The organism is Bacillus sp. lyk4-R2A-2, from assembly GCF_030209735.1.
In the GTDB taxonomy this organism is placed as follows: domain Bacteria; phylum Bacillota; class Bacilli; order Bacillales; family Bacillaceae; genus Bacillus; species Bacillus pumilus.
Window position 1 is genome coordinate 584,755 of the sequence record NZ_JARVRK010000006.1, and the last position, 11,991, is coordinate 596,745.

An 11,991-nucleotide genomic window follows, 5' to 3' on the forward strand; every position below is an offset into this window, starting at 1 on the left:
GGTTTTTTTATATAAAGAAGCCCCGCTCATAAAATAGAGCGAGGCTTTCCTTCATTCCACTACATCTTTTCCGGTGCCGATACGCCAATGAGTTTTAATGCATTCGCAAGCGTAATTTGTGTTGCTTTCATGAGTGAAAGACGTGCTGTTGTTTTTGTTTCGTTTTCTACATCAATGACCTTCTCGGCATTGTAGAAGCTGTGAAGGGCTGATGCAAGGTCATAAATATAGTTTGTCACACGGTGCGGAATACGCTTTTCAGCTGCTTCTGCTACAACTTCTGGGAAGCTACCAATGATTTTGAGAAGATCGTATTCTTTTTCCGATTGAATGTGAGAGAAATCTGCTTTTTCAAGGTTTGGCTCGTAGCCTTTTTCTTCCCCTTGACGCAGCATGCTGCAAATTCTCGCATGGGCATATTGTGCGTAGTACACAGGGTTTTCGTTAGACGTAGAAATCGCTAAGTCTAGGTCAAAGTCCATATGTGTCGCCGCACTTCTCATCGCGAAGAAATAACGAGTGGCATCTAGGCCTACTTCTTCAATCAGATCACGCATGGTGACGGCTTTTCCTGTACGTTTACTCATCTTCATCTTTTCACCGTTTTTGTATAGGTGAACGAGCTGAATGATTTCTACTTCAAGCTTGCCAGCAGGATATCCAAGTGCTTGAATCGCCGCTTTCATTCGAGGGATATAGCCATGATGGTCCGCTCCCCAAATGTTAATGAGCTGATCAAAGCCTCTGTCTAATTTGTCTTTATGATATGCGATATCTGGAAGCAAGTAAGTGAAGCTGCCGTCTTTTTTAATGAGCACGCGGTCCTTGTCATCGCCAAAATCAGTTGAACGCAGCCACGTTGCGCCGTCTTCTTCAAAGACATAGCCTTTAGCGCGAAGAGTTTCCAGCGCTGGTTCGATTTTTCCGTTTTCATATAAAGAGGTTTCTGAATACCATACATCAAATGGGACACGGAAATTCTCAAGGTCTACACGTAATTTCTCTAACTCATATTTTAAGCCGTATTCACGGAAGAACATCATACGCTCTTCTTCTGGCTCATGCACGAAACGGTCACCAAATTCATCTGCCAGCTTTTGCCCGATGCCTTTGATGTCTTCTCCTCTATAGCCGTCTTCAGGCATCTCTTTTTCAAGACCGAGCGCCTCAAAGTAACGTACCTCTACAGATAAAGCGAGGTTATTGATCTGATTGCCTGCATCGTTGATATAGTATTCACGGCTCACCTCGAACCCTGCTTTATCAAGGATGTTGCAAAGAGAATCACCTACAGCTGCTCCGCGGGCATGTCCAAGGTGAAGGTCACCTGTTGGGTTGGCTGAGACGAATTCAACTTGCACCTTTTGGCCGCCGCCTGTATTCGTTTCACCATATGCCTCTTTTGCTTCAAGGACAGCTGGGATCAGCTTTGTTAAATACTGATTGTTCATATAAATATTAATGAACCCTGGACCTGCGATATCCAGTTTTTCAATAGAAGCTTTCCCTTTATCAAACGCTTTGACAATGTCCTCTGCGATTTGACGAGGTGCTTTTTTTGCAATGCGGGCAAGCTGCATCGCCATGTTGGTGGAGTAATCACCGTGAGTTTTATCTTTCGGCACTTCTAAAAGGACATCTGGTACCTGGCTTTCATCAGCAAGTCCTGCTTTGACGACTGCCGCAATAATTTCTTCCTTTAACGCATCTTTGACCTGTTCTGCGATATTCATGAACGTAAATCCTCCTTATACGAAATCGATAATGTATGTAAATGCTTTTGATCTTCCCCAGTCAGCATATCGTACGTAATGTGCAGCAGTCCCTTGTCCACATCGAGATCAATGCCATGTGTGTGTACATCAAGCTGTAGTGTACCGAATGGCATCGTGTAATGTGTGACGGTCGTTTCTCCAATGAGAAAGCGCTGCTTCATTTGAATGGACCCTGATCTCATGACAAAAATTTCTTTTTCACTCATTTTCACAACGGTTTTTACTTGACCCATTTCATGTTCTTCATGGTAAGTGAGATACGTTTTGTCATTCTTTTCTTGATACGTTCCAGTCGTGCGGAATTCGATCGTTTCAGCCGGCTCCGTCTCTGGTTTCATCACTGACTTTACATGAATTGAAATTTGGTTTTGTGTCATTTTGCACTTCCTTTGCTAAGACCCGTTTAACTAAAATAGTATACCATATTCATGATCGCCTATCATACCATCATTTCTCTTCTTCACTGCGATTAAACTTCGTTTTTGATCTTACACCATCCCTTTAGAAAAAAAGAAACAGGAAACTCACTAATACCACCAATCCAGCCTTTACGCCCAAGTCTTTTCTTTTGATTAAATAAAAAAGAGCTTGTACGCCTGAACTTGCCAAAAATGCCTGAAAAAAATCAAATGGCACGATCTGTGCTCGCTTAAATATCACCTGCATGAATAACGCAATGGCCGTCAGATAGAAAAAGCCTCGATCTTGAAACAGTCCCAAGATCTCTTCCTTTGCTTCCTTTTTCGAAGCAAAAACGGGCGGCGCAGCTGCGAGCTCTCGTTTCAGCGTGAGAAAACCCGCCGCTAACACACAAAAGGCGAGAATCACCATCAATATAGAAGAAAACATGAACTGCCTCCTTTATTTTTTGATCCATGTAAAAAAAGAGCTTGTCCACATGAGATGACAAGCTCCTCTATCAAGGTGTTATTTCACAAATCCAAGCAGCATTTCGCGTAAAAGCTTGCTCGCTGTATTCGCTGTTTGGTCGGAATGATCGTATACAGGTGCTACCTCTACAAGGTCTGCACCGACTACTTGAACCTCAGATCCTGCAATGGCATGAATGGATGCAAGCAACTCTTTTGATGTAATACCGCCAGCATCCACCGTGCCTGTACCAGGTGCATGAGCTGGGTCGAGTACATCAATGTCGATCGTCACATAAACTGGACGCCCCTTCAGCTTTGGCAATACTTGCTTCAACGGCTCCAGCACTTCAAATTTAGAAATGTGCATGCCCGCTTCTTTTGCCCATTCAAATTCTTCCTTCATCCCAGAACGAATCCCAAAAGAGAACACATTCTCAGGTCCAATGAGTCCTGCTACTTTACGAATCGGGGTAGAATGAGACAGAGGCTCACCCTCGTATTCCTCACGAAGATCCGTATGTGCGTCCATATGGATAATCGCCAAATCAGGATATTTCTTATGCATCGCGCGGAAAACCGGCCAAGACACAAGATGCTCGCCGCCCATTCCTAATGGAAACTTCCCTTTTTCTAAAATGCTGTCGACATACTCTTCAATTAAGTCCAAGCTTTTCTGAGCATTTCCAAAAGGAAGCGGAATGTCACCGGCATCAAAGAATGGTACTTCGTGCAGCTCACGATCTAAATAAGGACTGTATTCTTCTAATCCAATCGAAACTTCACGAATACGGTTTGGACCAAAACGTGAGCCTGGTCTATAACTGACGGTCCAATCCATCGGCATACCGTATAAAATGACTTTTGCATCTTCCCATGTCGGATGACTTCCAATAAACACTTTTCCTGAATAAGCCTCGTCGAATCTCATGCAAGATTCCTCCTTTTACGCTTCAAAAAATGCGCAAACTGTTATTTGCGCATTTCCTCTTCGCTTCATTTATTTGATTAAGTCGCTCACAAATTTCGGCAGAACGAATGCTGCTTTGTGCAATTCTTTTGTGTAATATTTAGTGTCAATATCAAAGAAACGGCTGTCTTCTACAGCAAGTGGATCATATTTTTTTGAACCGATGGTAAATGTCCAAAGACCACTTGGATACGTTGGAATATTCGCTGTATAAAGCTTCGTGATTGGGAAAATCTCTTTCACATCACGCTGTACATTTGTAATCAGCTCAGGTGTGAACCAAGGGTTGTCCGTTTGTGCCACGAAAATACCGTCTTCTTTGAGTGCTTTTGAAATTCCTGCGTAAAATCCTTTAGAGAACAGGTTCACAGCTGGTCCAACTGGTTCAGTTGAGTCCACCATGATAACATCGTACTCATTGTCAGCTTCAGCAATATGCATAAAGCCGTCTCCAACTTTGACATCTACACGAGGATCGTCTAGTTTCCCAGCAATCGAAGGAAGGAATTTTTTCGAGTATTCGATGACTTTGCCATCAATATCAACAAGTGTCGCTTTTTTCACACTTGGATGCTTCAGGATTTCACGAATGACACCGCCGTCTCCTCCACCTACGACAAGAACATTTTCCGGGTTTGGATGAGTGAAAAGAGGAACATGTGCCACCATTTCGTGGTATACAAACTCATCTTTCTCAGACGTCATCACCATACCGTCTAAAAACAGCATATTGCCAAACTCTTCTGTTTCCACCATTTCTAAATGCTGAAAATCTGTTTGTTCTGTGTGAAGGGTTTTGTTCACCTTCAAAGTAATACCAAAATTCTTCGTTTGCTTCTCTGTATACCAAAGTTCGCTCATTGTCCATCTTCCTCTCATCCAATAATAAACAAACATCTATTGTTAGCGCCTTTAACGGCTATGACTATATCGATTGTCCAAGAAAAAAGTATAGTGGATTCATATCAAATTGTAAAGAACCGCATGAGTTCTCTTCAATTTTAATGCACGCTCTTGCAATCATTTGTTTAAAACGGTTTTCTTTGTTCCATACTGATAAAAAACCGTCAAAATGGGGGCTTTGCATGGACACAATCATGAGTAATAAAAAAATCCGCATGACCGTGAAAACGATTCGAGCCTGTTTTTTTATTGGCTTGCTCGCTTTTCTATTTGCAGGCACTGTCTTTTTGACGATTCTTTTAATAGCCAAATGGCAAGGCGCCCCTTCTGTTCAAGTTCCCCAATCTACGACGATTTATGCAGCCGATGGTTCAAAGCTTGGAGAATCCAGCTTTGGAGAAAAGAGATATTGGGTGCCCTTAAAGGACATGTCCCCTCATATCAGGCAGGCAGCTGTAGCTGTTGAGGATAAAACCTTTTATGAGCATCATGGCTTTGATGTGAAACGGATGGCGGGTGCTGCAGTGGCTGATATTCGTGCCATGGCTAAGGTACAAGGCGCAAGCACGATCACCCAGCAATATGCACGAAATCTGTATTTAGATCATGATAAAACGTGGAAGCGAAAATGGAATGAAGCCTTTTACACGATTCGCTTAGAGCAAAACTATACAAAAGATGAGATTTTAGAAGGATACTTGAACACCATTTATTATGGTCATGGAGCTTATGGCGTGGAAGCGGCGTCCTGTCTGTATTTCGGGAAAAAAGCGAAGAATTTAACTCTCGCTGAATCTGCCTTACTTGCCGGTATCCCAAAGGGCCCTTCTCTCTACTCCCCTTATGTGAATGAAGAGAAAGCCGGCGCAAGAAAGAATATGATTCTGAGGCACATGCAAGAGGACGGCATGATTACGAAAAAGGCAGCCGCTGAAGCCGCGAAAGAAAAACTGTCCTATCGCCCTTTGCAAAAGAAGCAGCTGCAAGCAAAGCAAGCTCCGTATTTTTATGATGATGTGATTCGTGAGTTGAAACAAAGCTTGGGGTTAACTGAGGAACAGATCGAAACTTATGGCCTTCATATCCAAACGACTTTAAATCCAGAATTACAGAAAATGGCTGAGAAGACGTTAAAAAGCACAATCTATTCGAAATCAGATATCCAAATCGGCTTTACTGCTATCCATCCCCAAACAGGTCATGTACTCGCCCTCATCGGGGGAAGAGATTATGAGAAAAGTCCATTCAACCGAGTGACACAAGCGAAAAGACAGCCCGGTTCAACAATGAAGCCTCTTCTTTATTACATTGCCTTGCAAAATGGGTTTACACCAGCAACCGTCATGCGCAGTGAAGAAACGGTTTTTGAGCTCGATGATCAAGGAAGCGGTGCTGCTTATTCACCAAGCAATTACCATGGCTATTACGCAAATGATGGCATTACGATGCTTCAAGCCTTGGCGCTGTCTGATAATATTTATGCCGTGAAAACCCATCTATTTTTAGGAATGGAACAGCTTGTACGTGCGGGCAAAACATTTGGCATCAACGAAAAACTAGATCAGGTGCCATCACTTGCCCTAGGCACGTCTCCTGTCAAACCAATTGAAATGACCAATGCTTACGCAATGCTTGTCAATGGCGGAAAACGAGTCAAACCCACCTTTATTACAAAAGTAACGGATGCTAAAGGCAACGTGCTTTTTGAAGAAAAACAAAAACGAGAGCAAGTCCTAGATGAAAAGGCAGCCTTTGTCACCACCGACATGATGTCAGGAATGTTCAATGATCAGTTAAACGGCTATACGAGTGTCACAGGCCGCACCATTATGAAGGATCTCACGCGAACATACGGAGGAAAATCGGGAACGACAGGAGCCGACAGCTGGATGATCGGCTTCTCTCCCCAGCTCGTCACAGGTGTGTGGACAGGCTATGATAAAGGGCGTACCATTGACTCGGTCGAAGAAACAGCCTATGCAAAAAAGATATGGGCATCTTTTATGGAATCAGCCCTCTCCAAACAGCCAGCCTCCTCCTTCATGCCGCCAGACGGCGTAAAAGGTGTGTATATCAATCCAAAAACCGGCGATCTCGCAGGCCCAGGATGTGAATCAAAGGTATTCACCTATTTTATAGAAGGAACGGAGCCGACAGGTGTGTGCTACGGTGCTGAGGATAAATCATCTGAGCAAGATCCAGTTCAAGATCAAAAGCCAAAGAAATGGTGGGAAAAGTGGTTGAAACGTTAAAAAAAGACATGAAAAACCCCGAGATTTACATCTCGGGATTCTCCATGTCCTAGCTTTAACACCAGTTTACTCAAAAACCAGCTGGAATTGGTAGCAATTCGCCATTCTTCACAAAAATTTCACAATTATTCAGGGACAGCCAATCCTTCTTTTAATTCATCTGTAGATGCTTCCCATAGTGCTTCATTATGACTCTTCAAGAAATCAGCCAGCACCTTTTTCGATACATCATCCATATGACTGACGACGATATTTCGCTTCATTGATTTATCCATGAAATTCACATGCTCTGGAAGCGACTTATACCCGCGGCGGATTGAACGGTCGACGGTCATTTCGCAAGCCGTCACACCCGCATAATAAGGGCCTTCTTCTCTGCGGTCAATGGTCACCCATACGAGCCAATACGGCTTTCCGTTCGGTACCTCTTCTTTGCTTTTCAAGAATTTAATTCCTTTTTCCACGGCACTTCTTGCATGCATCGCACCAATATCAATGACAGCTTCCTTTTCCTCTACGTCAATGATCACCGGCGAAATGTTATCTAGGCTGAGCGCACCAGCTCCAAAGCCTCCGTGTCCGTCGGTTGCATCTGTTTTTTTAATGATGTTAAAACCAATTGGTTTCTTCTTTTTACCTTCCATTCATTAAACCTCCTAAAGCAGCGGCTTCAAAATAAGATTAAACCATTGAATGATTTGATCCCGCATTCCGATCAATGGACCAAAAACAAACTGTCCTAGCGGCGTGATCACGAATATGAGAAAAATAATGATCCCATATTGTTCGATTTGCGTCATTTTCGCACGGATACGGGGGCTGACGACGTCCTCAATAATACGATACCCATCCAGCGGCGGAAGTGGCAATAAGTTAAATAGGAACAAAATGACGTTCAAGTTAATAAATATCCGGAAGAAATGATCAACTCCCGGCTCAAAGCGCATGAGCGACTCCCCGCCAAACTTCTGAAGAAGCACGTACACGAAAAAGCCTAGAAACGCCAACACTAAGTTACTTAAAGGGCCAGCAATCGAGACGCAGATTCCTGCTAAGCGCGGGTTTTTAAAATGGTAACGATTGACCGGTACAGGTCTCGCCCAGCCAAACCCGGCGACAAAGATCAAAATCGTCCCAAATACATCGAGATGCTTCAGTGGATTTAATGTGAGTCTCCCTTGGTTTTTAGCTGTCGGGTCGCCGAAACGATACGCAACATATGCATGCGCCAGCTCGTGCATCGTAAATGCAACAACAAGCGTAATGGCGACATATGGAATCAGTTCTAATGGATACACAAGAAATTGGTTCAAAGGCATGAATCCCTCTTTCTTTCTATACAATGATTTACTTCATTCAGTATACTATAAGAAGTCCCTTAAACTAAAGGGAAGCGTAGCATGAAAGGAAAAAGGAGGTTTTCGCATTGCCGATTGTCACCGTACAAATGCTTGAAGGAAGAACAGACGAGCAGAAACGAGCGCTTGTGGAGAAAGTCACTGATGCTGTTGTTGAAACAACAGGCGCAGGTGTAGAAAAAGTCTCTGTCATTATTGAAGAAATGAAAAAAGAACACTATGCCGTAGCAGGAAAACGCATCAGCGACCTGTAAGCATAAAAAAAGGACAAGCACATAGATGTTTGTCCTTTTTTCTCTTATTTTATCTGTACCACGCTTTGTTACGGTTCACCTGATTTTTATGAGCCGCATCGAAGAAATCGACTGTGTAGGAATAATCATAATTCATTAAGCAGACAATGCCGCTTCCTTGAGGGTCGTGCGGTAAGCCAAAGTTATGGCCGTATTCATGCGTAGCCGCTTTTGCTGTATTCGCTGTTCCTTGGTCAAGGTTAACGGCGAATGCACTTCCGCTTGGTGCACTATTGTAGACATAAGCGATTCCGCCAGCATCAAAGTTTGGATTTGCTGTAAATCCAGTGACAAAATCGTATCCTCTGCCATCAAAGCTGCGCGCAAGGTTAGACAAAATTTGCTCTGCATTTGATCCCGAAGACGTCCAAGATCCTACTGCTTGTACGACAAAGTCGACATCATGATCACGGTTAAACGTGACATCTGCTTGCTCGATGATGCTGACAATCCGTGTTTGCCAGTCACTATATTTCGCACGATACTGCGCATCAGCAACCGCATAGACAGTGACCTTCTGACTGCCTGTACTTGCCTTTGTTGAAATAGAATCTCCTGTATTCGCCTTAAAGGTTCTAGAGCCCACCTGCTTACCAGACTCATCTAATACCTTTGTTGTCACATCTCGTTCAATTGGAGGTGCTTTCGTCAAATCTTTAAAATCGTTTGCCTTTGGCAACCCCTCACTAATATGTGTTTCGAACGGCGCATGACCATGATCATGCCCATGACCAGCACTCGCGACTGGTGCTGAAGCTGAACTTACTCCCGGTAACAAACTACCTACCAATAAAAATGACAAAAAGACTGAACGCTTTTTCATTCCTATCCCTCCTTTGATTTTCACAAAGTTATATATTCACTGAAAATTCACCACTTTCCTTCTATTCAGTCAAAAACAGGGAATTAGATACACAGGAAGAAAGTCGAAATACGTCATATTCACTAATTTTTCGGATATTCCGACACAGATTTCATCGAAAAATAGCGCTTTTGGTCTGGGTCATTTACTTAATAAACTCCCATGGTTTTAAGAAATGATGTCATGGACTCAATGACACATCTGAAAGAAACAAAAAATGATATTAGAAAAGATAAAGTCATACTTTACTGATACCAATTATACTTCTTTACGATTCTACCTTATGATGAAAAACATAAAACATGGCTATTTCAAAACAGAAGGGACGATCCGCATGTCTGAAAAAAAGCACATACAATTTGGATTAATGTTACATGGTCCGGGAGGTCACATGAATGCGTGGAAGGATGAATCAGTTCCAGCAGATGCAAGTGTTAATATTGATTACTATCAAGCGATGACAAAAAAGGCAGAAGCAGCGGGTTTCCGTTTTGTCTTTGTCGCAGATGGCTTATATATTCATGAACATTCGATTCCTCATTTCTTGAACCGATTTGAACCATTAACCATCTTATCCGCTCTTGCTGCAGTCACCAAACAAATTGGACTTGTGGGGACCGTATCCACTTCCTACAGTGAGCCCTTTACCATTGCCAGACAATTTGCCTCCTTGGATAAGTTAAGCAGAGGCCGGGCAGGATGGAATGTTGTGACTTCACCGTTAGAAGGTTCTGCTGAAAATCACATCATCCGTTCTCATCCTAGCCACTCCCTTCGATACGAAATTGCAGAAGAGTATTTACATGTAGTGAATGGGCTTTGGAGTTCATGGGAAGAAGATGCTTTTATAAGAGATCGTTCAACAGGTGTCTTCTTCGATCGAGATAAACTGCACACATTAAACCATCATGGGAAACACTTTTCTGTCAAAGGTCCTTTAAATATTGAACGATCTGAACAAGGGCAGCCCGTGATTTTCCAAGCAGGTGCTTCAGAGGCAGGAAAAGATCTAGCCGCAAAAGAAGCAGACGCTGTATTTACAAATGCCGATTCACTTGAAAAGGCAAAAGCCTATTACCGTGACGTGAAAAATAGAGCCGAAGCGCTTGGTCGAAAACCATCCGATATCAAAATATTCCCTGGCATCCACCCGATTACAGGGAAAACAGTCGAAGAAGCAGAAGAAAAATATGAAGCCATTAAACATCTAGTCTCTATTGAAGAAGCCCTGCATTACCTCGGCAGATTCTTTGATCATTTGGACTTTAGTCAATTCCCGCTTGATGAACCTTTTCCTGATATAGGTGACGCTGGTTCAAACAGCTTTCAATCTACAACAGAATCCATTAAAAAAATGGCCAAAGAACAAAATTTGACCTTAAGAGAAGTCGCTTTACAAGTGACCACTCCAAAAAGTGCCTTTTTCGGCACTTACGAACAAGTGGCTGACAAATTGATTCAATGGATCGAAGAAGATGCCGCAGATGGATTTATTTTTGGCGCTCCGATTTTAGCTAGTGGTTTATCCGAATGGACAGAGCATGTGATCCCGATTTTGATAGAAAGAGGATATTATGATCCAAATTATCAAGCTCATACCCTTCGCGAAAATTTGGGTCTGCCTATTAAGAAGAATCAGTTTCTTAAACAAACCGTAAAATAAACATGAAAGAGGGGTCAGCACAAAGGCTAACCCCTTTTTCATGTTGTTCGATGCAATCGATTTTCAATGAGATCAATAAACTGGAGTACAGCTCTTCCAGGCGCATCATTTGTTTTCCTCAATAGACCAACTGGCGGGGACACTTGAATGCCCTTTATTTCTAATACCTTTGTACCGGGGAGTGTAAAAGAATGGGCGGTTCGAGTAAAAAGAGACACTCCTAATCCAGCCTGAACATAGTGTTTATGGGACATGCTGCTCGTAATCTCTAACTTATTGTAATTGCTCCCAATGACGTTAACGATTTGTTGTTCAATTTGGATGCGGATGGGGCAATTGTGAGGTGTGAATAATATGGTTTCATTTTCTAAATCTGTTACCTCCGCTGCATCTTTTTCCGCCAATCGATGGGAAGACGGAACCAACAAAACAATATCATCTTGAAAAAGCGGCTTATAGCTATTTTCCATCGAAGCTTCTGGTGCGCCGCAAATCGCAAAATCAATCTCATCATGGGAAAGCAAGGAACTCAGTGTATTTGCATCTGCTACTTGCACAGAAAATTCTACATTCGGAAACCTTTCCTTGAATTCTGCAAGAAGCGATGGGAACTCTAAGCTGGCTGTGGGCTCAGAAACACCGATGCGAATGAACCCCGCAATGCCTACCTCTAAATCTTGGAGCGTTTTCGTCAGTTTCTCATATTCATTGAGTAAAGAATTGGCTCTTTCATAAAAAAGTTGTCCTGATGCTGTTAACTTTAAGGTCTTCCCTCTTTCTAGAAGCTTCTCTCCAATTTCCTCTTCTAAATGTTTGATGTGCAAAGTAATGGTTGGCTGAGAATAATTCAGCGCTGCTGCTGCTTTTAAAAAATTTCCGTATTTCACGATGGTGGCAAAAGTGCGTATTGCTCGAATCTCCATGAAAACCCCTCTTCTCCCTGTATTTTAAATATCTGAATCGTGTATTTATGATTACTAATTATACTTTTCTATTGGTTTGCCTTATTATAATTTATATTATCAACTATTCCAAGTTGTTTAGAC

12 protein-coding genes are annotated in these 11,991 nt (G+C 42.6%); 3 read left to right on the forward strand and 9 right to left on the reverse strand.

Translation table 11 applies throughout. From position 1 onward, the window contains the following. Positions 1–59: 59 nt before the first annotated feature. From argS to speE, 5 genes are all read right to left on the reverse strand, one after another. A complete protein-coding gene (argS, locus tag QRN39_RS13850; protein ID WP_050944459.1) occupies positions 60–1,733 on the reverse strand; it encodes an arginine--tRNA ligase in 1,674 nt (557 codons plus the stop codon). Then, positions 1,730–2,152 carry a YwiB family protein gene (locus QRN39_RS13855; protein ID WP_284907443.1) on the reverse strand — a complete coding sequence of 141 codons (423 nt, stop codon included), beginning with the start codon at positions 2,150–2,152 and terminating at the stop codon, positions 1,730–1,732. The genes argS and QRN39_RS13855 overlap by 4 nt, the downstream gene beginning before the upstream one ends. A 124-nt stretch (positions 2,153–2,276) precedes the next feature. After that, a complete protein-coding gene (locus tag QRN39_RS13860; RefSeq protein WP_284907444.1) occupies positions 2,277–2,624 on the reverse strand; it encodes a hypothetical protein in 348 nt (115 codons plus the stop codon). A 78-nt stretch (positions 2,625–2,702) separates the two neighbouring features. After that, entirely contained in the window at positions 2,703–3,575 is an 873-nt protein-coding gene (speB, locus tag QRN39_RS13865; protein WP_003214818.1) for an agmatinase, read from the reverse strand. A 69-nt stretch (positions 3,576–3,644) separates the two neighbouring features. After that, positions 3,645–4,475 (reverse strand): spermidine synthase, encoded by an 831-nt coding sequence (gene speE, locus QRN39_RS13870; protein ID WP_003214614.1) that lies wholly within the window; start codon positions 4,473–4,475, stop codon positions 3,645–3,647. Positions 4,476–4,699: 224 nt separating this feature from the next. Between speE and QRN39_RS13875 the strand changes: the two genes are divergently transcribed. Beyond that, positions 4,700–6,769, forward strand: coding sequence for a transglycosylase domain-containing protein (locus QRN39_RS13875; RefSeq protein ID WP_284907445.1), 2,070 nt, complete (start codon positions 4,700–4,702; stop codon positions 6,767–6,769). A gap of 125 nt (positions 6,770–6,894) precedes the next feature. On the opposite strand, the gene QRN39_RS13880 is transcribed toward QRN39_RS13875, so the two are convergent. Together QRN39_RS13880 and QRN39_RS13885 are read right to left on the reverse strand one after the other, a co-directional pair. Then, entirely contained in the window at positions 6,895–7,413 is a 519-nt protein-coding gene (locus QRN39_RS13880; protein WP_137054257.1) for a YwhD family protein, read from the reverse strand. A gap of 12 nt (positions 7,414–7,425) precedes the next feature. Continuing rightward, positions 7,426–8,082: a site-2 protease family protein gene (locus tag QRN39_RS13885; protein ID WP_284907583.1), complete on the reverse strand. Its 657-nt coding sequence runs from the start codon at positions 8,080–8,082 to the stop codon at positions 7,426–7,428. A gap of 113 nt (positions 8,083–8,195) precedes the next feature. Here QRN39_RS13885 and QRN39_RS13890 point away from each other — a divergent pair, with 113 nt between their 5' ends. Then, the gene (locus tag QRN39_RS13890; protein ID WP_050944463.1) at positions 8,196–8,381 is read left to right on the forward strand and encodes a 2-hydroxymuconate tautomerase; all 186 of its coding nucleotides are present in this window, start codon (positions 8,196–8,198) and stop codon (positions 8,379–8,381) included. Between the two features lie 49 nt (positions 8,382–8,430). Here QRN39_RS13890 and QRN39_RS13895 read toward each other — a convergent pair whose 3' ends face one another. Next, positions 8,431–9,243 carry a zinc-dependent metalloprotease gene (locus QRN39_RS13895; RefSeq protein ID WP_050944464.1) on the reverse strand — a complete coding sequence of 271 codons (813 nt, stop codon included), beginning with the start codon at positions 9,241–9,243 and terminating at the stop codon, positions 8,431–8,433. A gap of 373 nt (positions 9,244–9,616) precedes the next feature. Between QRN39_RS13895 and QRN39_RS13900 the strand changes: the two genes are divergently transcribed. Further along, positions 9,617–10,945: an LLM class flavin-dependent oxidoreductase gene (locus QRN39_RS13900; protein ID WP_251190679.1), complete on the forward strand. Its 1,329-nt coding sequence runs from the start codon at positions 9,617–9,619 to the stop codon at positions 10,943–10,945. A 38-nt stretch (positions 10,946–10,983) separates the two neighbouring features. Here QRN39_RS13900 and QRN39_RS13905 read toward each other — a convergent pair whose 3' ends face one another. Continuing rightward, positions 10,984–11,868, reverse strand: a complete 885-nt coding sequence (locus tag QRN39_RS13905; RefSeq protein WP_003214906.1) for a LysR family transcriptional regulator — start codon at positions 11,866–11,868, stop codon at positions 10,984–10,986. Between the last annotated feature and the right edge of the window lie 123 nt (positions 11,869–11,991).